Origin of the sequence: Streptomyces sp. Ru62 (genome assembly GCF_002920615.1) — a bacterium.
Classification (GTDB): domain Bacteria; phylum Actinomycetota; class Actinomycetes; order Streptomycetales; family Streptomycetaceae; genus Streptomyces.
The window spans coordinates 1-25208 of the sequence record NZ_PQSU01000007.1 but is presented as its reverse complement, the minus strand read 5'-3'; the positions used below and the strand labels follow the sequence as shown (position 1 = coordinate 25208).

The 25208-nt window shown below is 73.7% G+C and carries 26 protein-coding genes; 15 read left to right on the top strand and 11 right to left on the bottom strand.

Annotation, left to right across the window (positions count from 1 at the left end; all coding sequences use genetic code 11):
* The first annotated feature begins 90 nt into the window (after positions 1 to 90).
* Genes C3492_RS11250 through C3492_RS11235 form a run of 4 tightly spaced genes read left to right on the top strand, consistent with a single transcriptional unit; the run spans position 91 to position 4276 of the window.
* Positions 91 to 2769, top strand: a complete 2679-nt coding sequence (locus C3492_RS11250) for an ATP-binding protein (protein ID WP_103811598.1) — start codon at positions 91 to 93, stop codon at positions 2767 to 2769.
* Positions 2766 to 3242, top strand: a complete 477-nt coding sequence (locus tag C3492_RS11245) for a roadblock/LC7 domain-containing protein (protein WP_103811597.1) — start codon at positions 2766 to 2768, stop codon at positions 3240 to 3242. The genes C3492_RS11250 and C3492_RS11245 overlap by 4 nt, the downstream gene beginning before the upstream one ends.
* A 28-nt stretch (positions 3243 to 3270) precedes the next feature.
* Positions 3271 to 3687 carry a DUF742 domain-containing protein gene (locus C3492_RS11240; protein ID WP_181140330.1) on the top strand — a complete coding sequence of 139 codons (417 nt, stop codon included), beginning with the start codon at positions 3271 to 3273 and terminating at the stop codon, positions 3685 to 3687.
* Complete coding sequence (locus C3492_RS11235; protein ID WP_103811595.1) at positions 3674 to 4276, top strand: ATP/GTP-binding protein; 603 nt, start codon at positions 3674 to 3676, stop codon at positions 4274 to 4276. Before C3492_RS11240 ends, C3492_RS11235 begins: the two co-directional genes overlap by 14 nt.
* A 3-nt stretch (positions 4277 to 4279) precedes the next feature.
* On the opposite strand, the gene C3492_RS11230 is transcribed toward C3492_RS11235, so the two are convergent.
* The 8 genes from C3492_RS11230 to C3492_RS11195 all read right to left on the bottom strand — a co-directional run bounded on the left by C3492_RS11230 (position 4280) and on the right by C3492_RS11195 (position 11695).
* The gene (locus tag C3492_RS11230; RefSeq protein ID WP_103811594.1) at positions 4280 to 4948 is read right to left on the bottom strand and encodes an ABC transporter permease; all 669 of its coding nucleotides are present in this window, start codon (positions 4946 to 4948) and stop codon (positions 4280 to 4282) included.
* The gene (locus C3492_RS11225) at positions 4945 to 5598 is read right to left on the bottom strand and encodes an ABC transporter permease (RefSeq protein ID WP_103811593.1); all 654 of its coding nucleotides are present in this window, start codon (positions 5596 to 5598) and stop codon (positions 4945 to 4947) included. Before C3492_RS11225 ends, C3492_RS11230 begins: the two co-directional genes overlap by 4 nt.
* Positions 5595 to 6728, bottom strand: coding sequence for an ABC transporter ATP-binding protein (locus C3492_RS11220; RefSeq protein WP_181140318.1), 1134 nt, complete (start codon positions 6726 to 6728; stop codon positions 5595 to 5597). Before C3492_RS11220 ends, C3492_RS11225 begins: the two co-directional genes overlap by 4 nt.
* Positions 6729 to 6981: 253 nt before the next feature.
* The gene (locus C3492_RS11215) at positions 6982 to 8277 is read right to left on the bottom strand and encodes a PP2C family protein-serine/threonine phosphatase (RefSeq protein WP_258055626.1); all 1296 of its coding nucleotides are present in this window, start codon (positions 8275 to 8277) and stop codon (positions 6982 to 6984) included.
* Between the two features lie 72 nt (positions 8278 to 8349).
* Positions 8350 to 8757 carry a peptide-methionine (R)-S-oxide reductase MsrB gene (gene msrB / locus C3492_RS11210; RefSeq protein WP_103811591.1) on the bottom strand — a complete coding sequence of 136 codons (408 nt, stop codon included), beginning with the start codon at positions 8755 to 8757 and terminating at the stop codon, positions 8350 to 8352.
* A 15-nt stretch (positions 8758 to 8772) separates the two neighbouring features.
* The gene (murC, locus tag C3492_RS11205) at positions 8773 to 10164 is read right to left on the bottom strand and encodes a UDP-N-acetylmuramate--L-alanine ligase (RefSeq protein ID WP_103811590.1); all 1392 of its coding nucleotides are present in this window, start codon (positions 10162 to 10164) and stop codon (positions 8773 to 8775) included.
* 158 nt (positions 10165 to 10322) lie between these two features.
* Positions 10323 to 10796 carry an indole-3-glycerol phosphate synthase gene (locus C3492_RS11200; protein ID WP_181140317.1) on the bottom strand — a complete coding sequence of 158 codons (474 nt, stop codon included), beginning with the start codon at positions 10794 to 10796 and terminating at the stop codon, positions 10323 to 10325.
* 164 nt (positions 10797 to 10960) lie between these two features.
* On the bottom strand, positions 10961 to 11695 hold the full coding sequence (locus tag C3492_RS11195) for a pyrimidine reductase family protein (protein WP_103811786.1): 735 nt from the start codon (positions 11693 to 11695) through the stop codon (positions 10961 to 10963).
* 283 nt (positions 11696 to 11978) lie between these two features.
* Here C3492_RS11195 and zapE point away from each other — a divergent pair, with 283 nt between their 5' ends.
* The 9 genes from zapE to C3492_RS11150 all read left to right on the top strand — a co-directional run bounded on the left by zapE (position 11979) and on the right by C3492_RS11150 (position 20654).
* On the top strand, positions 11979 to 13082 hold the full coding sequence (gene zapE / locus C3492_RS11190; protein ID WP_103811588.1) for a cell division protein ZapE: 1104 nt from the start codon (positions 11979 to 11981) through the stop codon (positions 13080 to 13082).
* Between the two features lie 206 nt (positions 13083 to 13288).
* A complete protein-coding gene (locus C3492_RS11185) occupies positions 13289 to 13687 on the top strand; it encodes a hypothetical protein (RefSeq protein ID WP_103811587.1) in 399 nt (132 codons plus the stop codon).
* 80 nt (positions 13688 to 13767) lie between these two features.
* Positions 13768 to 14346 carry a carbonic anhydrase gene (locus C3492_RS11180; protein ID WP_103811586.1) on the top strand — a complete coding sequence of 193 codons (579 nt, stop codon included), beginning with the start codon at positions 13768 to 13770 and terminating at the stop codon, positions 14344 to 14346.
* Between the two features lie 8 nt (positions 14347 to 14354).
* Positions 14355 to 15833 carry a SulP family inorganic anion transporter gene (locus tag C3492_RS11175; protein ID WP_103811585.1) on the top strand — a complete coding sequence of 493 codons (1479 nt, stop codon included), beginning with the start codon at positions 14355 to 14357 and terminating at the stop codon, positions 15831 to 15833.
* A gap of 104 nt (positions 15834 to 15937) precedes the next feature.
* Positions 15938 to 16834: a slipin family protein gene (locus C3492_RS11170; protein WP_103811584.1), complete on the top strand. Its 897-nt coding sequence runs from the start codon at positions 15938 to 15940 to the stop codon at positions 16832 to 16834.
* 41 nt (positions 16835 to 16875) lie between these two features.
* Positions 16876 to 17733 carry a PPK2 family polyphosphate kinase gene (locus C3492_RS11165; protein ID WP_103811583.1) on the top strand — a complete coding sequence of 286 codons (858 nt, stop codon included), beginning with the start codon at positions 16876 to 16878 and terminating at the stop codon, positions 17731 to 17733.
* A 261-nt stretch (positions 17734 to 17994) separates the two neighbouring features.
* On the top strand, positions 17995 to 19518 hold the full coding sequence (locus C3492_RS11160) for an FAD-dependent oxidoreductase (protein WP_103811582.1): 1524 nt from the start codon (positions 17995 to 17997) through the stop codon (positions 19516 to 19518).
* A gap of 96 nt (positions 19519 to 19614) precedes the next feature.
* On the top strand, positions 19615 to 20454 hold the full coding sequence (locus tag C3492_RS11155; RefSeq protein ID WP_103811581.1) for a polysaccharide deacetylase family protein: 840 nt from the start codon (positions 19615 to 19617) through the stop codon (positions 20452 to 20454).
* Positions 20455 to 20471: 17 nt separating this feature from the next.
* Positions 20472 to 20654: a hypothetical protein gene (locus tag C3492_RS11150; protein WP_103811580.1), complete on the top strand. Its 183-nt coding sequence runs from the start codon at positions 20472 to 20474 to the stop codon at positions 20652 to 20654.
* Here C3492_RS11150 and C3492_RS11145 read toward each other — a convergent pair.
* The 3 genes from C3492_RS11145 to C3492_RS11135 all read right to left on the bottom strand — a co-directional run bounded on the left by C3492_RS11145 (position 20646) and on the right by C3492_RS11135 (position 22723).
* The gene (locus tag C3492_RS11145; protein WP_103811579.1) at positions 20646 to 21317 is read right to left on the bottom strand and encodes an ABC transporter; all 672 of its coding nucleotides are present in this window, start codon (positions 21315 to 21317) and stop codon (positions 20646 to 20648) included. The genes C3492_RS11150 and C3492_RS11145 overlap by 9 nt on opposite strands.
* Positions 21314 to 22198 carry an ATP-binding cassette domain-containing protein gene (locus tag C3492_RS11140; RefSeq protein ID WP_103811578.1) on the bottom strand — a complete coding sequence of 295 codons (885 nt, stop codon included), beginning with the start codon at positions 22196 to 22198 and terminating at the stop codon, positions 21314 to 21316. Before C3492_RS11140 ends, C3492_RS11145 begins: the two co-directional genes overlap by 4 nt.
* Before the next feature lie 84 nt (positions 22199 to 22282).
* Complete coding sequence (locus C3492_RS11135; protein ID WP_103811577.1) at positions 22283 to 22723, bottom strand: DUF6086 family protein; 441 nt, start codon at positions 22721 to 22723, stop codon at positions 22283 to 22285.
* A gap of 146 nt (positions 22724 to 22869) precedes the next feature.
* Here C3492_RS11135 and C3492_RS11130 point away from each other — a divergent pair, with 146 nt between their 5' ends.
* Positions 22870 to 23589 (top strand): peptidyl-tRNA hydrolase, encoded by a 720-nt coding sequence (locus C3492_RS11130; protein WP_103811576.1) that lies wholly within the window; start codon positions 22870 to 22872, stop codon positions 23587 to 23589.
* Between the two features lie 131 nt (positions 23590 to 23720).
* Positions 23721 to 25034, top strand: a complete 1314-nt coding sequence (locus C3492_RS11125; protein WP_103811575.1) for a DUF692 domain-containing protein — start codon at positions 23721 to 23723, stop codon at positions 25032 to 25034.
* Positions 25035 to 25208: the final 174 nt, after the last annotated feature.

Sequence of the window (25208 nt, the reverse complement as noted above, 5' to 3'; positions counted from 1 at the left end):
TGTCGTGACGCAGGCGTTCCGGGGGCGACACAGCCCTCAGGTCCGGGAGCGACGGCTCCCTTCGGACAAGACACCCATGAAGGAGGCCCGGTGTCCACGAACCAGGTGGACGCGCCCGCCCGGCACGCCCCCACGCGGGGCGGAGCACGGGGTTTCGCCGACCGCTGGCCCTTCAGGCGCAAGCTCAATCTGCTCGTCGGCATCCCCCTCGCGGTCATCGCGGTCCTGCTGGCGTACCTCTTCACCGACCTGGTGCGGCAGTCGTCCAGCGCCGCCTCGGCGGCCCGGCTGGTGCGCGACAGCGCACAAGTGGCGCGGCTGGTGGACCGGGTGGAGGCCGAGCACCAGCAGGCCATCCTGCTCTCGACGCGCTACGAGTCCGGGGACGCGAAGCCGTCGGCGTCCGCCTACCGCGCGGCGCAGCACGCGGTGGACTCCCAGGTGGCGAAGGTGCGCGAGGTGTTCGGGGACCGGCTGCCGGAGGGCGAGGCGCAGGCGCTGCGCGGGGTCGAGGGCCTCACCAGCCTGCGCACCTCGGTGGAGCAGTCGTACCTGCCCGCCGACAACATCGACCCGGCCTACGCGGGCGCCGCCCAGAGCCTGATCGACGGCCTCGGCCTCGACCGCGACGCCGACCTCGCCGAGACCTTCACCGGCAGCCTGCTGGACTCCCTGCTGCGCGCGGACGCCGCCCACGGCGCCTTCGAGACCAATGTGTTCGCCGCCACCACGGGCGACACCAACGCGCAGATCGAGTTCACCAGCGCGGTCGGCGCGTACGAGCTGTACACCCACCAGGCCGAGCGCTTCACCCGGTTCGCCACCGAGGCGCAGGCCGAGCGGTTCTCCGGCATCGAGCACACGCAGGCACAGCGCGAGATCGCCGAGGCGTACGCCGAACTCCAGGTCGGCGTCGGCCGGCTGGAGACGAACGACAAGGGGCGGCTGCGCCGGGCGGTGCAGGACGCGCTGACCGACTACCCCGCCTACCCCGAACAGGCCGCCGCCCGGCTGAAGATCACCACCGCGCTGATCGGCCAGATCGCCGACCGGGCCGACGGCGCCGCCGACGGCGCCCGCTGGCGGGCCGGCCTGCTGCTGAGCGGCGCGCTGATCGCCTTCGCGCTGTGGATCGCCTTCGCGGTGCTGGTGCGCCGCTCGGTGGTCCGGCCCGTGCAGGCGCTCACCGGAGCCGCGCGGGAGGTCGCCGAGGTCGCCGGGCGGGAGCTGGCCCGGGTGGCCGACGACGACGCCGAGGACGACGGACCGCCCCGCTTGCGGGACATGCCGGTCACGGCCCGCGACGAGATCGGCGACCTGGCGGAGGCGTTCAACCGGGTGCAGACCACCGCCGCCGCGCTGCTGGAGCGCCAGGTGCTCAGCCGGCGCAACACCGCGGAGATGTTCGGCAACGTGGGCCGCCGGGTCAGCAACCTGACCACCCGGCAACTCGCGCTGATCGACGCGGTGGAGCGGGGGGAGACCGACCCGGCGCTGCTGGAACGGCTGTACTCCATCGACCACATCGCCGTGCGGCTGCGCCGCAACGCCGACAGCCTGATGCTGCTGGCCGGCATCCGCGAGACGGTGCTGGACGCGGGCCCGACATCGCTGTCCACCGTCGTACGGGCCGCGCTCGGGCAGATCGAGGGCTACCAGCGGGTACGGCTGTACGCCGCGTCGGACGCCCTGGTGGAACCGGACGTCATCGGTGACCTCACGCTGATGGTGGCCGAACTGCTGGAGAACGCGGTGTCGTTCTCGCCCGAGGGCAGCCCCGTCGAGGTCACCGTCCGCTCCGGCGCCGAGGGCACGCATGTCGTGATCACCGACCACGGCCTCGGCATGAGCGCCGAGCGGCTCGCGGAGGAGAACGCCCGGCTGATCCGCCGGGAGCGGCTGGACCTGGTGCCGACGAAGGTGCTGGGCCTGTTCGTGGTGGGCGCGCTGGCCCGCCGCTGGGAGATCGCGGTCGAGCTGACCCGCACGCCGGGCGGCGGTGTGACGGCCGAGGTGACGCTGCCGGCTTCGCTGCTGCTGGCGCCGGGCGCGGGGGCCGAGGCTCCGGTGACCGCGGCGCCCGCGCCGGTGGCCGGGGTGTCCGGCCCGGTACCCGCGCGGGGCGCGCTGCCGCCGGACACCACCCACGAGAAGCCACCGGCCGACGGCACCGCCCCGGACGAGCCCGCCCGCGCCGAACACGGCGGCCCGCTCCCCCGCCGGGTCCCCCGCCGCGCACCGCAGGGCACCGACGCGCCGGCCCCTTCGAGGGAGCAGGCGCCCGGCGACGTGGAACGCACCGGGCGCCCGCTGCGCCGCCGGGTGCGCGGGGCCACGCTGCGCACCACCGCCGGCGCCGCGCCGACGGTGCCGAAGACCGTACGGCCGCTGGACGCCGAGGCCGTCCGCAGCGCGCTGGAGGAGTTCGAGGACGCGGTGGAACGCGCCCGGCGGGACAGCGACACGGGCAGCTTCACCCGCCCGGTGACCACCGGTACGGCTCCGCACGGGAGCGGCACGGCCACGGTGGCGCGCCCGGACGGTGGGACGCCCGCATCGCACCGGGCCCGCCCGGACAGCGCCGCCGGGGCTCCGCGCACGTCCCTGCCGGACGCCACCCCGCGGGCCACGCGGCCACCGCACCCGGACGACGCCCCGCCCGACGGCGACGGCACCCCGGCCACCGACCCCCCACAGCACCCCGCCCCCACACCCCCGACCACCCCGCCGCACGACCCGAACCACCTTCCGGAAGGAGCCGAGCAGTGAGCACGTCGACAGGTGACAGCCCGACGGGCGGCACCACGCCGACCGACCTGCAGGCAGCCGCGGCCGACTTCACCTGGCTGCTGAACCGCTTCGCGACCGAGACCGCCGGCGTCGTCGACGCCATCGCCGTGTCCTCCGACGGCCTGCTGATCGCGGTGTCACAGCTGCGCGAGCACGCCGACTCCGAGCGGCTCGCGGCGATCGTGTCCGGCATCACCAGCCTGGCCGCGGGCGCCTCCGGCAACTACGGCCTCGGCGGCCTGAACAAGGTCATCATCGATCTGGAGGGCGGTCACGTCATCGTCTCCGCGATCGGCAGCGGCGCCGTGCTCGGCGTCGTCACCGACAAGGAGGCGAAGCTCGGCAACATCGCCTACGAGATGACGCTGTTCGCCAACCGCGCCGGTGCCGCGCTGAGCCCGCAGCTCGTGCTGGAGCTGAAGAACAGCGTGGGCGCGGCGGCGGCCCGCTGAGGAGGAGAAGGTTTCCATGGCGGACGGTATGCGGGACGGCATTCCGCCCCCGGGCCCGGACCCGGTCGGCCCCGTCCCCGCCGTACGGCCGTACCTGGTCACCGCCGGCCGGGTCGCGGACGCCGCCTCCGGCCGGGCGCTGCCCGTGGAGACCCAGGTGGTGTCCACCGCCGACGGTCTCGACGCGCTCGGCCGGCTCTCCTTCGAGCAGCACGACATCGTCGCCGCCTGCCGGCTGCCGCAGTCGATCGCGGAACTCGCGGCCCGGCTGCGGCTGCATCTCAACGTGGTCCGCGTCCTGGCCGAAGACCTGCGCGAGGCGGGCCAGTTGGCGGTGTACGTGCCGGACGCCGAGGCCACCCACGACGCGTCCGTCCTGCGCAGGGTTATCGATGGCCTGCGGGCCATCCCCGACTCCCGAGGGGTACCGAGTGACACCGACTGAACCGCTCCTGGCCCGGGGCCCGGCCGCGCCCGCGGCGGTGCGGCCGCCGCTGCCGGTGAAGATGGTGATCGCGGGCGGTTTCGGCGTGGGCAAGACCACGGCCGTCGGCGCGATCTCGGAGATCGAGCCGCTGACCACCGAGGCGTCGATCACCGAGGTCGCGGCCGGTGTGGACGACCTGACGCACACCCCGTGCAAGACCACGACGACCGTCGCGATGGACTTCGGCTGCATCACCATCGACCCGACGTTGAAGCTGTACCTGTTCGGCACGCCCGGGCAGGAACGGTTCGGGTTCATGTGGGACGACATCGTGGAGGGGGCGGTCGGCGGGCTCGTCATCGTCGACACCCGCCGGCTGGACGACTGCTACGCGGCCGTGGATTACTTCGAGCACAAGGGCATCCCGTTCGCCGTCGCGGTGAACGCCTTCGACGGCCGGGTGGAGCACGCCCTGGAGGACGTCCGCTGGGCGCTGGACGTCTCCGACGGCGTGCCGGTCGTGGTGTTCGACGCCCGGGAGCGGGGCTCGGTGCGGGACGCGCTGCTCGTCGTACTCGAACTCGCGCTGGCCCGCACCGAGCGGTGACCGTCAGGCGCTGCGGCGTACCCCCGGCGACACCGTGATGCGGGACGCCGCCCAGAACACGGCGAGCGTCGCAAGGGCGAGGCCGGCGACGAGCGTGGCGCCGCCGACGACCTTCTCGTAGTTCTTCTGGTAGAGGCCGTCGATGATGTAGCGGCCGAGGCCGCCGAGGCTGACGTAGGCGGCGATGGTGGCGGTGGAGACGATCTGGATGGCCGCCGTGCGCAGGCCGCTGAGGATCAGCGGCAGCGCGACCGGCACCTCCACCTGGAGCAGCACGCGCGCCTCGGGCATGCCCATGCCCCGGGCCGCGTCCACCGGGGAGGGATCGACGGAGCGGACCGCCTCGTAGGTGGTGACCAGGATCGGCGGTACGGCGAGCACGACCAGCGGGATCATCACCGGCAGCAGACCGAAGCCGATCCAGATGAACATCAGCACGAGCAGGCCGAAGCTGGGCAGCGCGCGGCCGGCGGTGGCGATGAGCGCGAGGGCGTTGCCGCCGCGCCCGGTGTGGCCGGTGAGCAGGCCGACGGGCAGCCCGATCGCGGTGGCGATCAGCAGGGCTTCCAGGGAGTACTTGATGTGCTCGGCGAACCGGGTGGGGATGCCGTCGTAGCCGTGCCAGTGGGCGCTGTCGCTGAAGAAGGCGTGCGCGAAGTTCAGGACGTTCACCGGGCGGCACCCTTCCGCGGCATCCAGGGGGTGAGGAGGAGGCGGACGAGGACCAGTACGGCGTCGGCGAGGATGCCCAGCACCGCGATGGTCAGGACGGAGTTCACGGCGAGGGCGGGCCGGTGGTAGGTCTGGGCGTCGTAGAGCATGTTGCCGAGGGCGCCCTGGTTGCCGATGAGCATGCCGACGCTGACCAGGGAGATGCTGGAGACGGTGGCCACCCGCAGCCCGGCGATGATCGCGGGTACGGCTATGGGCAACTGCACCTGGAAGTACCGGCGTACGGCCCCGAAGCCCATGGCCTGGGCGGCGGCCAGGGTCTCCGGCGGCACCGAGCGGACGCCGTCCACGATCGCAGGGACGAGCACCACCAGGCTGTAGAGCGCGAGCGGGATCATCACCGTGGTCTCGCTCTGTCCGAAGTAGTCGATGAGGACGACGAAGAAGGCGAGGGACGGGATGGCGTAGAGGACCGTGGTGATGCCGAGGACGGGCGGGTAGATCCAGCGGAAGCGCACGCACAGCTGGGCGATCGGCAGCGAGACGAGCAGTCCGGCCAGCACCGGCAGCAGGGCCTCGCGCAGATGCAGCCCGATGAGACCGAGGTAGCTGTGCTGGAGGTCGCTCGGGAGGTCGAAGAAGCCGCTCATCGCCCGGCCTTCGCGTCGGCGTGCTCCGCCACCTGGCTGTGGGCCGCGCGGATCGCCTCACCGATGACCTGCTGGGAGACGACACCTACCGCGCGTCCCTCGCCGTCCACCGCGACGGCCCAGCCGGTCGGCGAGAGCACCGCCCCGTCGAGCGCGGTGCGCAGCGAGTCGGTGCCGGGCACGAACGGCCGCCCGTGGTCCAGGAGTCCGTCCCGGTCGATGGCGCCGGCGGTGAGCCGGTCCGGTTCGCTCCAGCCGAGCGGCCTGCCGTCGAGGTCGGTGACGAGGAGGTAGGGGGCCGTGGCCGCCCGGGCGGCGAGCTTGCCGGCGTCGGCGTCGATCGGGACGACGGGCCCGGTCTGCAACTCCAGTCCGGCGGAGGGGAAGAAGGAGAGCCGGCGGATGCCGCGGTCGGCGCCGAGGAAGTCCTCCACGAAGGGGTCGGCGGGCGCGCTGAGCAGTTCGGCGGGCGGGGCGAACTGGGCGAGCCGGCCGCCGGTGCGCAGCACGGCGACCTTGGTGCCCAGCTTGATCGCCTCGTCGATGTCGTGCGTGACGAAGACGATGGTCTTGCCCAGCTCGTCCTGGATGCGCAGGAGTTCGTCCTGCAGTCCCTTGCGGACGACGGGGTCGACGGCGGAGAACGGCTCGTCCATCAGCAGCACCGGCGGGTCGGCGGCGAGGGCGCGAGCCACGCCGACGCGCTGCTGCTGGCCGCCGGAGAGCTGGTACGGGTACCGCTTGGCCAGCGCGGTGTCGAGCCCCACCCGTTCCATCAGCTCGGCGGCCCGGGCCCGGGCCCGCTGCTTGGTCCAGCCGAGCAGGCGGGGCACGGTGGCGATGTTGTCCAGGATGGTGCGGTGCTGGAACAGCCCGGCGTTCTGGATGACGTAACCCATCGACCGGCGCAGGGTGTTGACCGGCTGCTGCCGGATGTCCTGGCCGTCGAGGAGGATGCTGCCCTCGCTGGGCTCCACCATCCGGTTGATCATCCGCAGGGTCGTCGTCTTGCCGCAGCCGGAGGGCCCGACGAGGACGGTGATCGCGCGGTCCGGTATGTCCAACGACAGCCGGTCGACCGCGACCGTACCGTCCGGATACCGCTTCGTGACTGAATCTATCCGTATCAAAACGCCGCGTACCCTTCGGGCGACCGATCCTGGGCTGATGCGGGGAGAGTCTAGACCGCCAGTGTTTCGGCGCTTTGGCGGCACCATGGCCCACGTGCCGGCCACTTGTCGGCGGTGATGGGCAACCGGCGCCGGCGCATGGCCGGTTGTCCGTGCTCGCCGCCTGCATCAGGGCCCGGTCGGGGCGGCACGGCGGGGGTCATGGAACACCTCGCCGGACTCGGCCTGCCGAGGACCCCTTCGGGCGGCCCCGTCACCCCCGCACCCCCGCCCCCGTCCCCGCCGGACCCCCCTGGCGCGTATGCGGGCGCGCCGCCAGGATCGCGACGTCGTCTTCGGCGTGGCGGACGTCCAGGCGGCTGAGGATGGTGTCCAGGACCGCGTCGAGGGGGTCTGTGGCGGTGAAGCGCAGGGCGGCCAGCCGGGCCAGGGAGCGGTCGATGTCCTCGCCGCGGTGTTCCACGAGCCCGTCGGTGAACGCCACGAGCGTCTGGCCGGGCGCAAGCCGGTGCGTGGCCGACTCGTACCCGCCGAGCCCGGTGCCCAGCGGCGGCCCGACCGGCACGGGCAGCAGACCGGTCGCGCCGTCCTGGTCGATCAGCGCGGGCGGCAGATGACCGGCGCTGGCGAGCGTGACCTGCCCCCGGCCGGGATCGACTCGGGCGAGCAGACAGGTCGCGGGCCTGCGTTCGGCCTCCTTGGAGGCGATGTCGTCCATCTGCCGCAGCACCCGGTGCGGGGGGAGGTCGGCGGAGGCGATGTAGCGCAGGGAGGAGCGGTAGGCGCTCATGTCGACGGCGGATTCCAGGCCGTGCCCCATGACGTCGCCGACGACCAGCAGGGTCCGGCCGAAGTGCAGCCGGACGGTCTCGCACCAGTCGCCGCCGACCAGGGTGCTCGGGCCCACCGGCAGATAGCGGATGGCGACGTCCAGGTTGGGGTGCGGCCGGCCGGGCTCGGCGAGCAGGGCGCGCTGGAGGTCACCGGCGGTACGGCTGACCTGCTCGTGGACGCGGGCGTGCCGCAGGTGGGAGGCGGCGCGCTCGGCGAGCAGGGCGAGCAGTTCGGCCTCGGCGCGCCGCAGCGCTCCCCCGGGCCGCGCCCACACCAGGACGCCGTACACCTCGTCCCCGCTGGTCAGTGGGACGCACAGACCGGCGCCCCGGGTGGTACCCGCGTACTCCAGCCAGGGTTCCGGCGCCGCCCCGGCGGCCGGGACGTGCGCCTCGCGGGCCGCCGCGGCGGCCCACCGGACGTCGGGCAGCAGCCCGGCGTCCCCGGTGACCGCGGCGTACTCGGAGACGGTGTCCCCAGTGCGGCCCATCACAGCGGCGGCTCCCCCGGCCAGCCGCACGGCGGCCCGGGTCAGCTCGGTGCGGGTGGTGGCCGCGTCGAGGGTCGTACCGATCCCGGCCAGGGTCTCCCGCAGGTCGGCCGGCCGCGCACCGGGCCGCGCGGGCTGCTCGGCCTCGCCGGGGCCGCTGCCGTCCCGGCGGCGGGCTCGCTCGACGGGCAGGGGCCTGCGACGGGAACGGATCCACCGCGCCACACCCAACACCCTCACAGAATCTCAAACCGGGGCGACCAGGGCACCAGCCCCGGCCGCCCCGGCGGAGGGACGTCAGCCCTGCTGGGGCTCCAGCCGCAGGGAGATGGAGTTGATGCAGTACCGCTGGTCGGTGGGGGTGGGGTACCCCTCACCCTCGAAGACGTGCCCGAGGTGGGAGCCGCAGCGGGCGCACCGCACCTCGGTGCGGACCATCCCGTGCGAGCGGTCCTCGATCAGCTCGACGGCGTCGGTGTCCTTCGGGTCGTAGAAGGACGGCCAGCCGCAGTGCGACTCGAACTTGGTGTCGGAGGTGAACAACTCGGCGCCACAGGCCCGACAGGAGTAGACGCCCTTGGTCTTGGTGTCCGTGTACTCACCGGTGAAGGCCGGCTCGGTGGCGGCCTGGCGCAGTACCGCGTACTCGGCGGGGGTCAGCTCCGCGCGCCACTGCTCGTCCGGCTTCTCGACGTCGTACGACATCAGTTCTCAGCCCCTTTACTGCGACAGGCGGTCCAGGATCAGCGGGCCCAGGTCTGTCACGTCTCCCGCGCCCATGGTGAGAACGAGATCACCGGGCTTCGCCATTCCCGCGACCACCGCGGGGATCTCCGCCTTGTCGGACACGGCCGTGACGTCGGCGCCGGCCGCGCGCGCGGCCTCGATGATCAGCTCGCTGGTGACGCCGGGGATCGGGTCCTCGCGGGCCGGGTAGATGTCGAGGACCAGCGAGGCGTCGGCGAGGGCCAGCGCCTGCCCCATCTCCTTGCCCAGTTCCTGGGTGCGGGAGAAGAGGTGCGGCTGGAAGACGACGAGGATGCGGGCGTCACCGGCGGCGGCGCGCATGGCCTCCAGGTCGGCGGTCATCTCGGTCGGGTGGTGGGCGTAGGAGTCGATCACCTGGACGCCGGCCGCCTCGCCCTTGAGCTGGAGGCGCCGCTTGACGCCGGTGTAGGCGGCGAGCGCGGGCGCCAGCTCGGCGGCCGGGACGCCGAGGGCGGCACCGGCGGCGAGGGCGGCGACCGCGTTCAGGGCGTAGTGGCGGCCCGGCACGGACACCTCGAAGGTCAGCTCCTGCCCGTCCAGCACCACGGTGACCCGGCTCTTCAGCCCCTGCGGGACGACCGCCAGGACGCGGACGTCGGCGTCGGCCGCCTCGCCGTAGGTCACGATCCGCACGTCCCGGCCCCGCACGCGCCGGGTCAGCTCGCGGGCGCCCTCGTGGTCGGCGGAGACGACCAGCGTGCCGCCCTCGGTGATCCGGTCCACGAACGTCTCGAAGGACTCGTAGATCTCGTCGATCGAGGCGTAGTTGGCGTGGTGGTCCAGCTCGACGTTGAGGACGATGGCGACCTCGGGCGCGTACTTGTGGAAGCTGCGGTCCGACTCGTCGGCCTCGGCGACGAAGATGTCGCCGTCGCCGTGCAGCGCGTTGGAGCCGGGCGCGTCCAGGTCGCCGCCGATGGCGTACGACGGCTTCAGGCCCAGCTCGGTGAGCGAGACCGCCAGCATGGAGGTGGTGGTGGTCTTGCCGTGCGTGCCCGCCACGGCGATCGGCCGCAGCCCCTCCATCAGCGCGGCCAGCGCGTCGGAGCGGTGCACCACCGGGATGCCCAGCTCGGCGGCGCGGGCCAGCTCGGGGTTGTCCTTCCGGATGGCCGACGACACGACGACGCAGCTGGCGTCGTCGGCGAGGTGCTCGGCGGCGTGCCCGATGTGCACGGTCGCGCCCAGCGCCCGCAGCGCCTCGGCGGTCGCCGACTCCTTGGCGTCACTGCCGGCGACCTCGGCCCCGCGCTGGGCCAGGATCTTGGCGATCCCCGACATCCCGGCGCCGCCGATGCCGATGAAGTGCGGTCGGTCCATGGCGTCAGGAAGGCCGGGTGCCATGCGTTTCTCCCCAGAGACGGTACGGGCTAGAGCAGGCCTAGCCTATGCGCTCGGGCACCGGCCGCCTCGCACGCACCCGCGCCCCGCGAACGCACCGCGACCCTGACGGCGCTCACCGGCCGGCCCGGCGTCGCGGCCACGCCGGTCCGGCGGAGCGGCTACGCCTTGCTGTGCGAGAACAGCTTCAGCACCGGCACCCCCACCTTGTGCCGGGCCCGGGAGGCCCAGTCCCGGTGGAAGAACTCCTCCACGTAGTGCGGGTCCGTCAGCACGATCACCTCGTCGGCGCCCACCTCGGCCACCAGCGACTTCAGCGCGTCCAACGGGTGGTCCTCGACCAGCCGCCCCTCCGCCGGGCTCCCCGCGGAGCGCAGGGCCTGGAGCGACACGTCGAGGGCCTGTTGCCCCACGCTCCGGGCCTCCTGCCCCTCCGGCGTCTCGCCTTCGCGCACCGCCTCGTCGAGTTCGCCGAGCGCGATGTCGTCGATGGCCCGCAGCAGCCGGTCCGCCTGCTCGCCGCGCGGCTGGAGCAGGACGTGGAAGGAGACGGGCTCGTCCCCGTGCAAGGTGGTGACGAACTCCACGTCGGCGGACGTCAGGGCCTTCTCGATCATCAGAACGCTTGTGAACACCAGGCGCCTCTCTCCTCCGAGGGCCCGGCAGGGCCCGTGCGGAAACCATCCTTCCCCGTGATCGCACGGGTACTGCCGGACCGAGTCCGTCTGCCGGAAGCTAATCGGAACGGTCGATTCCGCCGATATCGGGACTGACGGTGACATCAGCACCAACGGTGGCGTCAGGACCGACAGTAACGACCGAACAGAAATCCGTCCTGCTCCAGCAGGGACACGAGTTCGAACCGGTGCGGGACGGCCACCGACGGCCCCCCGGCGATCCGCTGCGCGTTCCCCGCGGTGAGCGTCGGCGAGACCGTCAGGCACAGCTCGTCCAGCACCTCCGCGGCGATGAGCTGGCCGAGCAGCCGGGGCCCGCCCTCGGTGAGCAGCCGGGTGTGGCCGAGGCCGGCCAGGGCCTGGACCGCGCGAGCGGGCTCGACGCCCATGCCCTCGCCGGCGATCACCACCTGGGCTCCGGCCCGCTCGGCGGCGGCGATCCGGTCGGGGGCGGCCGCGGCGCCGGTGAGGATCAGCGTGGGCACCAGGGGCGAGGTGAACAGCGGCAGCGTGAAGTCCAGCTCCAGGCTCGCGGTGACGATCGCGATCGCCGGGACCGCGGTCTGTCCGGCGGCCGCGCGGGCCCCGGCGAACTCGTCCCGCACACGGGCGGGCCGGTACCCCTCCTGCCGTACCGTTTCCGCGCCGACCACGACGACGTCCGCGAGCGCCCGCAGCGTGCCGAAGATCCGCATGTCGGTGGCGCTGGAGATGGGCTGCGAGCGGCCCTCGTGCTGGGCGGCGCCGTCGAGCGAGGAGACCATGTTGGCCCGCAGCCACGGCCGCGGGGCGCCCGGCGCGGGGTCCGGGTAGGCGTACGCGGCGGCCAGCTCGGCGAGGCTCCACTCCCGGTCCACGACCGCGGCGGCCCCGACGGGCCCCCCGACGGGCGGGCGGACCCCGCCACCCGGTGCGCCGGCACCCGCGGCACCACCCGCCGCACCGCCCGGCGCACCGGCCCCCGCGGTACCACCGACCTCGCCGGCGGCACCGCCCTGACCTGCCGGGCTCACCTCCCCCGCCGGACCGCGCCCGGGGGTCCGAGCACCCCCCGCGGGGGCCTGGGCTGCTGTTTCTTCGGTCACAGGGAACAGGCGTCGCATGCCGTGCAGTGTGACACGGCGCTTAGCATGGAGAACTGTGTCGTCCTCCACCGCCGCCCCCGGTTCCAGCCCGCTGCCGGAAGCCGGCCCCCTGTCCCTGTGCGCCCGTGAGCCGCACGTGCCCGCGGAGCGGCTGGTCGCCGAGATGGTGCCGCCGCCGCGCTTCGACTCGGTCCGCTTCGCCACGTACATCCCGGACCCGAACCAGCCCAGCCAGACCGAGGCCGTCCGGGTCCTGGAGGGCTTCGCGGCCGGGCTCGGCGGGGCGCACGCCTCCGGCGCCGGCAAGCGCGGCCTCTTCGGCTTCGGCAGGGCCAAGGCGCCCAAGACCCCGGCCGGCCCGCGCGGGGTGTACCTGGACGGCGGTTACGGCGTCGGCAAGACCCACCTGCTCGCCTCCCTGTGGCACGCCACCCCCGCCGAGCCGTCCCGCAAGGCGTTCGGCACCTTCGTGGAGCTGACCAACCTGGTCGGCGCGCTCGGCTTCCAGCAGACCGTGCGGACGCTCTCGGAGCACAGGCTGCTGTGCATCGACGAGTTCGAGCTGGACGACCCCGGTGACACTGTCCTGGTGTCGACGCTGCTCGGCAAGCTGGTCGAGGCGGGTGTGGCGCTCGCCGCCACCTCCAACACGCTGCCCGGCAAGCTCGGCGAGGGGCGGTTCGCCGCCGCCGACTTCCTGCGCGAGATCCAGGGCCTGTCGGCCCACTTCCGCACCCTGCGCATCGACGGCGAGGACTACCGGCACCGCGGCCTGCCCGAGGCCCCGGCACCCTTCTCTGACGAGGAGGTCATGAAGACGGCGTTCGCCACCGAGGGCGCCTCGCTGGACGACTTCGCGCATCTGCTGGAGCACCTGGCGAAGGTGCACCCGAGCCGGTACGGCGCGCTCACCGACGGGGTGCGGGCGGTGTGCCTGACCGGTGTGAAGCCGGTGCCGGACCAGTCGACGGCGCTGCGCCTGGTGGTGCTCGCGGACCGGCTCTACGACCGCGAGGTCCCGGTGCTGGCCTCGGGGCTGCCGTTCGACCGGCTGTTCAGCGAGGAGATGCTGAACGGCGGCTACCGCAAGAAGTACTTCCGCGCGATATCCCGGCTCACCGCGCTGGCCCGGGACGCGAAGGGACTGGTCGGCGCCTAGCCGTCACGCCGCCCGCCCAATAGTCGATCAAGCCCTGCGGGTCAAGGGCGGGTTCACGCCACGCCACCCGCACTTTTCACGCTCTCTTGCGCGCTTAACGCGCAGTTAACCCTGCAAAGGACTTTGCAGGGTTAACGTGTTTCTTGACCATCCATTGACCAATCCTTGGTCTGGACAAGAAAAGCGAACACGGCGGAGGGGGGCTCATGTTCCGAGGTGCGACCGTACGGACGCTGCTCACCCTCCTCGGCGCGACACTGCTCGCCTTCCCGCTCTTCACTCCCGCGGAATCCTTCGCACCCGCGCACACGTTCGGTCAGGTGCTGGCCAAGGCCGAGACCGGAACCACCTCCTCCGCACTGCCGGTACGCGAAGGGGCGGCGGACAAGGTCCGCGCCCCCGGCTGCCCGGGCGACCCCGCGGGCATCCCGCACGTGCGCGACCGGCAGCGCGGCCCGGCCTCCGGCTGCGCGCAGGAGCGCACCCTCATATCCGGCCGGACGGCCGAGACGGGCCCGTCGGAGCCCTCCGGCGGGCCGCACCACCCCACCCCGAGAGCCTCCAGAGCCCACGCGCCGGCAGCGCTCCAGGTCTTCCGCTGCTGACGGACGGGCAGCTCTCTCCCCCCACAACCGTCGTTCAAGTCCGACGCGCCGGGCAGGCGCGCCAGGAGGAACCCACACACATGCAGCCCCTCATCGACAACGCCCGCACCTTCGGACAGCGCCCTGAGGAGTTCGCCAGACTCGCCGAAGGCCAGTCCCCGCAGGTGCTGTTCATCACCTGCTCCGACTCCCGGGTCGTCCCGGCCCTGATCACGGGCGCCCGCCCCGGCGAGCTGTTCGAGCTGCGCACCGCGGGCAACATCGTCCCGCCCCACGCCTCCGAGCACCCCACCAGCGAGGCGGCCACCATCGAGTACGCCGTGGAGGTGCTCGGCGTCCGCGACATCGTGGTCTGCGGCCACTCGCACTGCGGCGCCGTCGGCGCGCTGGTGCGCGGTGACGACCTGACCGCCGTACCGGCCGTGCGTGACTGGCTGGCGTCCGCCACCCCGCGCCCGGCCGGCGCGGCCGAGGACCCGGAGGTCGCCGAGGGCGTGCAGAGCCACGTACTGACCCAGTTGCTGCGCCTGCGCTCGTACCCCTGCGTCGAGCGCAAGCTGAAGGAGGATCAGCTGACCCTGCACGCCTGGTACTACGAGGTGCACACCGGTGCCGTACGGACGCACCGCCCGCAGACCGACACCTTCGAGGCCCTGTGAGCGCGCCGATGACCGACAACCGCACCCTCATATCCCGTTTCCCCCACCTCAGGCAGGACTTCGCCGCCTCCCTGGTGGTCTTCCTGGTCGCGCTGCCGCTGTGCGTGGGCGTGGCCGTCGCCTCCGGGGTCCCGGCCGAACTCGGCCTGGTCACCGGCATCGTGGGCGGCATCGTCACCGGGCTGATGCGCGGCAGCAGCCTTCAGGTGTCGGGACCGGCGGCCGGTATGACCGTGCTCGTCTTCGAGGCGGTCAAGGAGTTCGGGCTGCCGGTGCTCGGCGTGATCGTGCTCGTGGCCGGAGCGCTCCAGGTGGCCATGGGCCTGCTGCGGCTGGGCCGTTACTTCCGCGCCATCTCCGTCTCCGTCGTCGAGGGCATGCTGGCCGGAATCGGCCTGGTGATCATCGCCGGGCAGCTGTATCCGGCGCTGGCGGCGAAGGCCCCGGACTCCGGCCTGGGCAAGATCGCCGGGGTGCCCGGCGCGTTCCTGGACGCCCTCGGCGACACCGGCGCCCTCGCCTCGCTCGCGGTGGCCGCGGGCACGATCGCGGTGCTGCTGCTGTGGAAGCACACCCCGGCGAAGGTGCGGGCGGTGCCCGGCCCGCTCGCCGCGGTCGGGCTCGCCACGCTGGCCGCGTTCGCGCTGGACCTGCCGGTGGCCACGGTCGAGGTACAGGGCCTGCTCGGCTCGGTCCAGCCCCCGCCGCTGAGCGCCTTCGGCGAGCTGGCCGGCGTGGGGCTGCTGGGCACGGTCGTCGCCTTCACCCTGATCGCCTCCGCGGAGTCGCTGTTCAGCGCGGCGGCCGTGGACCGGCTGCACTCCGGTCCGCGCACCCAGTACAACAAGGAGCTCGTCGCCCAGGGCGCCGGCAACATGGTGTGCGGGGTGCTCGGCGCGCTGCCGATGACCGCGGTGATCGTGCGCAGCGCGGCCAATGTGCAGGCCGGTGCCCGTACGAAGGCCTCCCGGGTGCTGCACGGCGTCTGGCTGCTGCTGTTCGCGGCGCTGCTGCCCGGCGTGCTGGCCTACATCCCGGTCCCGGCCCTCGCGGGCATCCTGATCCACGCGGGCGCCAAGCTGGTCCCGGTGCGGTCGCTGACCGTGCTGTGGCGCGAGCACCGCGGGGAGGCGCTGGTCCTCGCGGCCACGGCCGTCTCCATCGTCGCGGTCAGCATGTTCGAGGGCGTGCTCATCGGCCTCGCGCTGGCGGTGGTGAAGACCGCCTGGGAGGCCTCGCACGTCAAGCTGGAGATCGTGGACAAGGGCGCGGGACCGATCGAGGCGCACCTGTCCGGGAACGCGACCTTCCTGCGGCTGCCGAAGATCCTCGACAGCCTGGAGTCGCTGCCCCAGGACCGCCCGGTCCGGCTCGACCTGTCCGGGCTGCACCACCTGGACCACGCCTGCCGTACGGCCCTGGAGAACTGGGCCGCGCGGCACAGCGCGGCGGGCACGGAGCCAGTGAAACTGCTCACGGCCGCCTGACGGCCCGCCCGTGGGGCCGGGGCGCCGAGACCTCTCGGCATCCCGGCCCCACGGGCCTATCGTGGCAACAGCAGACAAACCGGCCTCTGGATGAGGAGGTCACCATGGTCGAGGACCTTCTGGTGACCCTGGCGGCGGCGGGCTCCGCCGGTGTGGTGTACCTGGCGATGGCGGCGCGGGTGGTCAAGCAGTACGAGCGCGGTGTGCTGTTCCGGCTCGGCCGGGTGGCGGGGGACGTACGGCCGCCGGGCCTGACCCTGATCCTCCCCTTCGTGGACCGGTTGCAGAAGGTCAACATGCAGATCGTGACCCTGCCGATCCCGGCCCAGGAGGGCATCACCCGCGACAACGTCACGGTCCGCGTGGACGCGGTGGTCTACTTCCGCGTGGTCGACGCCACCAGCGCCCTGATCAAGGTCGAGGACTACAAGTTCGCGGTGTCGCAGATGGCCCAGACGTCCCTCCGGTCGATCATCGGCAAGAGTGATCTGGACGACCTGCTCTCCAACCGCGAGAAGCTCAACCAGGGCCTGGAGCTGATGATCGACAGTCCGGCGGTGGGCTGGGGCATCCAGGTCGACCGGGTCGAGATCAAGGACGTGTCCCTTCCGGACACGATGAAGCGGTCGATGGCCCGCCAGGCCGAGGCGGACCGCGAGCGCCGGGCCCGGATCATCAACGCCGACGCGGAACTGCAGGCATCCAAGAAGCTCGCCGAGGCCGCCCAGCAGATGTCGGGGACGCCGGCCGCGCTCCAGCTGCGGCTGTTGCAGACGGTGATGGCGGTGGCGGCCGAGAAGAACTCGACGCTGGTCCTGCCCATCCCGGTGGAACTGCTGCACTTCCTGGAGCGGGGCGCGCAGCCCCCGCAGACCTCACAGCCCTCACAGCCCTCACAGCTCTCGCTGCCGGAGACGCCGGAGTCGCCGGGGAAGCCGGGGAAGGAGGTGCAGGACCGGGAGCCCGCGGCACACACCGACGGCGGCCCGCATCCCGGCTGACGAGCACCCGGGCACCCCCGACCCGGACGGAAGGAGCGCGCGTGCGGAACAAGCCGGCCAGGAAGCTCCAGGACCTGCTGCGGCTGCCACCGGGCGAGCGGATCGACCTGTCCCGGTACGACGCCCGGGCCACTCCCGGGGCTCCGGACGGCAAGCAGGCGGCGCGGGCGGAAGCGGACCGCATGGGCAAGCAGCTGGCCCGGCTCCAGGAGCGGCTGTGGGCGGCGGCCACCGCGGGTGACCACCGCCGGGTGCTGCTGGTCCTCCAGGGCATGGACACCAGTGGCAAGGGCGGCACGGTCAAGCACGTGATCGGCCAGCTCAACCCGTCGGGGTGCCGGATCACGGCGTTCAAGGCACCCACCGAGGAGGAGCGGCGGCACGACTTCCTGTGGCGGGTGCGGCGGGCGCTGCCCGAGCCTGGCGAGATCGGCATCTTCGACCGCTCGCACTACGAGGACGTGCTCATCGCGCGGGTCCGGCATCTCGCCCGGCCGGCCGAGATCGGCAGCCGCTACGGCCTGATCAACGACTTCGAGCGCACCCTCGCCGAGGACGGCGTCACCCTCGTCAAGTGCTTCCTGCACCTCTCCTACGACGAGCAGCGGCGCCGTCTGCTGCGCCGCCTGGACCGCCCCGACAAGCACTGGAAGTTCACCCCCGGCGACATCGACGAACGCGCCCTGTGGCCCGACTACCAGCAGGCGTACGAGCTGGCCCTTGAGCGCTGCGCGGCGCCGCACGCGCCCTGGTACCTGGTCCCGGCGGACCGCAAGTGGTACCGCAACTGGGCCATCAGCCGGCTTCTGCTGGAGCGGCTGCGGGACCTGGACCCGCGGTACCCGGACGCGGACTTCGACGTGGCGGAGTGCCGGGAGCGCCTGCTGAAGCAGACGTGAGCGGGCGGCCGTACCGGCGGGCGGATCTCAGCCGGGCTCCGGCGGGGGCGGATGTCAGACGGGGCACTTCGGGGCAGGCGGACGGAAGCCGGGGCGGGATTCCGGCGCAGGCACACGTGAGCCGGACGGGCGGGGCGGAGGCCGACGTGAGCAGGGGTGGGGTTGCGGGGCGCACGGAAGCCGGCCCGGCCGGCATTCCCGCGCGGGCGGGTCGGCGGTGGAGCCAGACGTGAGCCGGGGCGGTCGGGGTACCCGGCGGGCATGCACGAGCAGCGGAAGGTCACCGATTCGTACTGGCTGCGGACCGCCCCGGGGCCGTCCCGTCCCGCCCTGGACGGGGATCTCGACGTGGACGTCGCCGTCGTCGGCGCGGGCATCGCCGGGCTGAGCACCGCCTATGAACTGGCCCGGGCCGGGCGGCGGGTGGCGGTGCTGGAGGCGGGGCGGGTCGCGGCCGGCGTCACCGGCTACACCACCGCCAAGCTGACCGCCCAGCACACGCTGGTCTACGACCGGCTCCGGCGCACCCGGGGGACAAAGGGGGCGCGGCTGTACGCCCGTTCGCAGTCGGAGGCGATCGAGCACGCGGCGGCGCTGGCGGCCGAGCTGGGCGTGGACTGCGAGTGGGAGACCAGGGACGCCTACACCTACGTCCGGGACCGGTCACGGGTGGACGAGGTGCGCGCGGAGGCGGACGCCGCCCGGGAGGCGGGGCTGCCGGCCGTGTTCACCACGGAGACCGGGCTGCCGTTCCCGGTGGCGGGCGCGGTCCGGGTGACCGGGCAGGCGCAGTTCCATCCGGTCAAGTACCTGCGGGCCGTCACCGCCGATCTGCTCGCGCGCGGCGGCGAGGTGTACGAGCGGACGCGGGTCACCGGTATGACGGAGGGCGAGCCGTGCCGGCTGACGACGGAGGCCGGCGCCACGGTGACGGCCCGGGACGTCGTCATCGCCACGCACTACCCGGTGTTCGACCGCGCCCTGCTGTTCACCCGGCTCTCCCCGCGCCGGGAACTGGTCGTCGCCGGGCCGCTGGGTGACGGGCCGGACCCCCACGGCATGTACATCACGCCGGACGAGAACACCCGCTCGGTGCGCACGGCGCCGTACGGCCCGGACGGGCAGCGGCTGCTGGTCGTCACCGGTGAGCACTTCACGCCCGGCACCGGCGACCCGCAGGCGGGCTTCGAACGGCTCGCCGGCTGGGCCGAGGTGCACTTCCCCGGAGTGAAGCTGGACCACGCCTGGGCCACGCAGGACAACGAGTCCACCGACACCGTCCCGCTGGTCGGCCCCCTGCACCCCGGCGCCCGGCACGCGTATGTCGCCACCGGCTTCGGCGGCTGGGGCCTGAGCAGCGGCATCATGGCCGGGCTGCTGCTGGGCGCGCTGATCACCGGCCGGGACCTCGCCTGGCGGGAGCTGTACGACCCGCGCCGGCTGAAGTCGGTGGTGCGCGAGGCGCCGTCGCTGCTGAAGACCCAGGCCGAGGTGGCCCGGCACTTCGTCGGCGACCGGCTGAAACCGCCGGTCCCGTTGGACGACCTGGAACCGGGCGACGGCGCGCTGGTCCGGTCCGGCGGCGAACGGCTGGCGGTCCACCGCGACGAGGAGGGCGCGCTGCACGCCGTGTCGGCCCGCTGCACCCACCTCGGCTGCCTGGTCTCGTTCAACCGCGCCGAGCGCGCCTGGGAGTGCCCCTGCCACGGCTCGCGCTTCGCCGTGGACGGCACGGTGATCCAGGGCCCGGCGGTCGAACCGCTGGAGCGACGCGCGCTGGAGTGACGGAACGCGGGGAACCGCCGCCGTACGGGTGACCGTACCGCCGTGTCGCGGGTCGGATTAATCACATAATCGGACAGTCAGCTTTATGTTCGGACCGTGATCCCACGAGTCCGCTGTATCACCGCCGTCTGTGTCCTGGGCGCGGCGCTCACCGCCTGCGGCACCGCGGGCGACGGGCACCCCGCCGCCACCCCCGCCTCCCCGTCCCCCACCGAGCCGCCCGTGCTCGCGCCGGGCCCCGGCGGGCTGACCCCGGTCTTCGAGCACGGCCCGCGCACCCGGGGCAAGACCGTCGCGCTCACCTTCGACGCCGACATGACCGCCGACCAGGGGCCCCGCGCGGCCTCCGGCGAACACTTCGACAACCCGGGGCTGATCAACGCCCTGCGCACGCTGAAAGTGCCGGCGACCGTCTTCATGACCGGCCGCTGGGCCGACCAGTACCCGGCCGAGGCCCGCGCCCTGGGCCACGACCCGCAGTTCGAGGTGGCCAACCACTCCTGGAGCCACTACGCGTTCACCGCCGACTGCTACGGCCTGCCGACCGTCGACGCCGACGCCGGCGCCATGCGGGCGGAGGTCCAGCGGGCGTACGCCTCCCTCCGCGCGGCCGGCGTGCCCCACGCGATGCCGTACTTCCGCTTCCCCGGCGGCTGTTACGACCAGCGGGCGCTGCGCGCGCTGAGCGGGCTCGGGGTGACCGCGGTGCAGTGGGACGTGATCAGCGGGGACGCGTTCGCCACGGACGCCGACGCGGTGGTCAAGCAGGTGCTCGACGGGGTGAAGCCGGGCTCGGTGGTCGTCATGCACTGCACCCGCAGCGCCGCCCCGACGACCGAGCGGGTCGTCCGCACGGTCGTACCGGAGCTGCGCGAGCGCGGCTACCGCTTCGTGAAGGTCTCCGAGCTGATCGGCCAGGCGGGCAACGGCCGCTGACGTCCTACGCTGAAGGCATGAGCGACGAGGACTACTGCACGATCGTCGAGACGGTGAAGCCGGCCAAGGCCGACGGTCCGCCGTACGCGGAGTGCGTGCTGTGCCGGGAGCCGACGGAGTACCCGGAGTCGTACAAGGGCATCACGCTGTGCCCCGTCTGCGAGTGGCAGGAGGCACAGCGCACCGCCTGCTCAGGGTGAGCGACGCCTGACGAGCCGGCCGGTCGCGGCGAAGGCGGCGGCCGTGAGCACGGCCGCGCCCGCCAGCGGCAGCAGCGGCACCGGTGCCCGGCCGGTCTGCGAGCCGGTGACCAGTCCACCGACCGCCGCCTGCGCCGGGGAACCGGCCGACACCACCGCCAGCAGCGCACCCAGCAGCATCGCCGGTACCGCACGCCCCCTGGAACGCAGCACCGGCCGGCTGGTGAGCGCGCCGACGGCCGTACCGAGCAGGGCGCAGGCGAGGGCGGCCGGCAGTCCCGCGGCGGCGGCCCGGAGCCGGGGCACATGGACCTGGTGGTCGTTGCTCGCCGGGTCGCTGATCAGCGTCACCACCACGGTGGCCGCCACCCCGAGCAGCACGGCCACGAACAGCGCGGTGAGCAGGCAGGCGAGGTGTGCGCGGGCGGGGCCGCGGGCGGCGGCGACGCAGGCCCGGGCCGCGGGCGGCTCCGCGGTGACACAGATCCGTACCAGCCAGGCGGCCACCGGCAGCAGACCGGCGGCCGTGTAGCCGAGCGAGTCCAGCACCGGCTGGCCGCTCTGCACGCCGACGCCCAGGAACGCGACGTACAGGATCACCGGGGGCAGCCAGCGCTGGGAACGCAGCAGCAGGTCGGCCTGGTAGCGCAGGAGCGCGGTCATGGGCGGCTTCCGGAGTCGGCGGACAGCGGGTCGGGGAACGGTGGGTCGACGCGGACCACGTGCCAGGGCGGGCGGGCCGTGAGCAGGGTGCGCAGCAGGATGTCGGAGTGGGACGCGGGGACGGCGAGCCGGTGGCTGCCGGGGGCGGTCTCCACGGCGGACACGGCGATCCGTACCGCGTCCGGCGGCAGCCGCCCGCCCGGCGCCCCCCGTACGGTGACGACCGTGACCGGTCCGGCGGCCGGCGCACTCGGGGGGCCGGTACGGCGTTCCAGGCCCCCGTCGATCACCGCGTACGCCGCGTCCGGCGCCCCGGCGAGGCGGCGCGGGTCATGGTCCACGAAGACCACGGCACCCCCGGCGGCCGTCCGCTCGGCCACCGCCCGCTCCAGCTCGGCCCGCGCCACCGCGTCGAGGCCGGTCCAGGCCTCGTCCAGCACCAGCAGCTCCGGGTCGGCCAGCAGGGCCTGCGCGACGGCGACCTTCTGGCTGCTGCCCTTGGACAGCCGCGCCATCGGCGTACCGGCGTACGCGCTCGCCCCGAACCGCTCCAGCCAGGTGTCCGCGGCGCGTGCGGCGGCCTCCCGGCCGAGGCCGTGGACGGTGCCGAGGTGGGTCAGATAGCCGGCGGCCGTGAAGGGCAGGGCGGACGGGAACCGCTCCGGCACGTACGCCGTGCGCGGACGGCCGCTGATCCGCCCCTCGCTGGGCGCGTCGAGCCGGGCGAGCAGCCGGAGCAGGGTGGACTTGCCGCTGCCGTTCGCCCCTTCGATCCGGGTGAGGGTGCCGGGGGCGATGACGAGGTCGACGCCTCGCAGCACCCAGGGGCCGCGGATGCCGTGGCGACGGCCCACGCGGATCAGGCGCAGATCACGGTGCATGGGGTTCATTCTGTTGGGGGGATCCGGTGGGGGTGGCAGTTCCGGGTGGCCGTTCCGGTACGGCGCTCACGGCGCCGGCCGTGCTCAACGGGCCGTGCCCCGGCTCAGTTCGGCCGCCCTGGCACGTACCGCCGCGGCCCAGGGTCCTCCGGCCCGCGGCGCCGCGGACACCCCGGTGGCCGAGACCTGCACGTCGGACAGCGGACCGCCCGGGAAGGCTTCGAGCCGGCCCCGGTCGATGCCGGTCCCGGCCCGCTGGGTGAGGGCGACGACGGTGCCGACGAAGCCTTCGGAGAGGGCCAGGATGATGCTGTGGCCGGTCCGCCGGTGCCGGGTGAGCAGGGCGTGCACGAAGATCCCGAAGGCGTCCGGATCGATCTGGCACTCGTCGTTGCGCATCGGCCCGATGCCGGACGGCAGCCCCAGCTCGGCCTCGAAGACCTCGACCTGCCGCAGAATGAGCCGGGCGGCCCCGTTGGACGGATTCCACAGCGTCTCGTCACCGATGTCGAAGTACTGACTCATGGCACTCCCCCTCCGATCCCCTCAACCGGTCAAGAGGGCTGAGGCCAGCCGGCCGGTTCACCGGCAAGCCCGGAATTTCCCGTGCGGGCCCCTCGTCCGGCCCTCGCGTTGATCGGTCCGCCCGGGGCTTCGTAGGCTGGGCTCCCGTGAGCCACGTTCCCGCCCCCGCCGCCGACAGCCCCGTCCAGCCCGCACATGATCCGCGTGACGAGGCGCCCCAGTTCGTCCTGCCGCTCGTGGTGCGGATCGAGCGGGGCGCCCCGCCGGCCCGTACCGACGCGCTGGAGACCGCCGCCCGGGCCGTCCTGACCCTGCTCGGCGACGAGCGGGCGCACGGCGACGGCGAGTGGGCCGAGGCGGTGCGCGGCTGGGAGGACGCCCGGATCCGGAAGGTGGTCCGCCGGGCCCGGGGCGCCGAGTGGCGGCGCGCCGAGGCGCTGCCCGGGATCACGGTGAACGGCGCCTCCGCGGAGGTCCGGGTCTTCCCACCGATCCCGCTGGACGGCTGGCCGAAGGACCTGGCGAAGCTCCAGGTGTCGGGCACCGAGCTGGACGACCCCGGACCGCCGCCTCCCGCCGACCCGGCCGACCGGCCGGTGCTCTGGCTGAACCCGGACCTGGAGATGTCGGCCGGCAAGGCGATGGCCCAGGCCGGACACGGCGCCCAACTGGCCTGGTGGGCCCTGCCGGACACCGCCCGCGCCGCCTGGCGCGAGGCCGGCTTCCCCCTCTCCGTCCGCACGGCCACCCCGGCCGACTGGCCCCGTCTGACCACCAGCGGCCTGCCCGTCGTCCGCGACGCCGGTTTCACGGAGATCGCCCCGGGCTCGTGCACGGTGGTGGCGGAACATCCGGCGTTGCGCTGACCGGGGAGCGCCTCGCCGTCCCGCAACCTCAAATGTTGCTCTGAACGCGACAGAAGGGGGGTTCAGCAGCGGTCGCCAGGGCCATATCCCCGTCACTCGACGCAGCAGCACGGGCCGAGGAGGGGGACACCATGCGGCGACTGGGGACCGGGATCGGGTGGCGGCCGGAGATCGCGGACGCCGTGGAGCGCATGCCCGGCATCGACTGGGTGGAGGTCGTGGCGGAGAACGTCTGCCCCGGGCACCTGCCTGAGTCGCTGCTGCGGCTGCGGGAGCGCGGGGTGACGGTGGTCCCGCACGGCGTCTCCCTCGGTCTCGGCGGCGCGGACCGGCCCGACGAGGGGCGGCTGACGGCCCTCGCCGAGCGGGCGGAGGCGCTCGGCTCGCCGCTGGTCACCGAGCACATCGCCTTCGTCCGGGCGGGCGGGGCGCTCACCGCGTCCCCGCGCCTGGAGGCCGGCCATCTGCTGCCCGTGCCGCGCACCCGGGACGCGCTGGACGTGCTGTGCGAGAACGTCCGCATCGCGCAGGACGCGCTGCCGGTTCCGCTGGCCCTGGAGAACATCGCCGCGCTGTTCTCCTGGCCGGGCGAGGAGCTGACCGAGGGCCAGTTCCTGTCCGAGCTGGTCGAGCGGACCGGCGTACGGCTGCTGATCGACGTGGCCAACCTGCACACCAACCACGTCAACCGGGGCGAGGACCCCGCCGAGGCGCTGGCCGCGCTGCCCCTTGAGGCGATCGCCTACGTCCATGTCGCGGGCGGCTTCGAGCGCGACGGCGTCTGGCACGACAGCCACGCTCATCCCGTGCCGCGTCCGGTCCTCGACATCCTGACCGGCCTCGCCGCCCGGGTCGCGCCGCCGGGGGTGCTCCTGGAGCGGGACGAGAACTTCCCCGAACCGGCCGAGCTGGAGCGGGAGTTGGAGGCGATCCGGGAAGCGGTGACGCTCGGGCGCGCGACGGAGGGCGCGGTGGCGGGTACGGCGCGGACACCGGCCCCCGGGGGTACGCCGACCGGTGGTGTCGGTGTCCTGGCGCGGCCGGTGGCGGGCGTGCGTGAGCGGGTCGGGGTCGCGCAGGCCGCCGTGCTGTCGTCCCTGGTGGCGGGGACGCCGGTGCCCGAGGGGTTCGACCGGGTGCGGATGGGGGTGCAGGCGCGGGCGCTCGCGGCGAAGCGGGCGGGGGTCGTGGCGAAGGTGGCGCCCGAGCTGCCGGTGATCCTCGGGGCCGGGTACCGGGAGGCGTTCCTGGAGTACGCCCGGCAGCGGCCGATGCGTGGGGGCTACCGGCTGGACGCGCTGGACTTCGCCGGCCACCTGCTGAAGCTGGGGCGACCGGGCAACGCGGGCGCGCGGCGCGAGCTGCGGGACTGGTGGCTGCACCGAGCGGGCCCGGCACCACGGAAACGGGGACTCATGGAGCGGGTGCTGCGCCGCGGGCTCTGACAGGTCGCCCTGGCCGACCGCCAAGGGGCGCGGGGAACTGCGCGACCAGCCACGACGCACCCGCGGACGCCGACGGACCCACACCAGCCCCCCGGCACCGCGAACGGCCCCCACACCCCCGCACCGAGCGGGCCCGGCACCACGGAAACGGGGACTCATGGAGCGGGTGCTGCG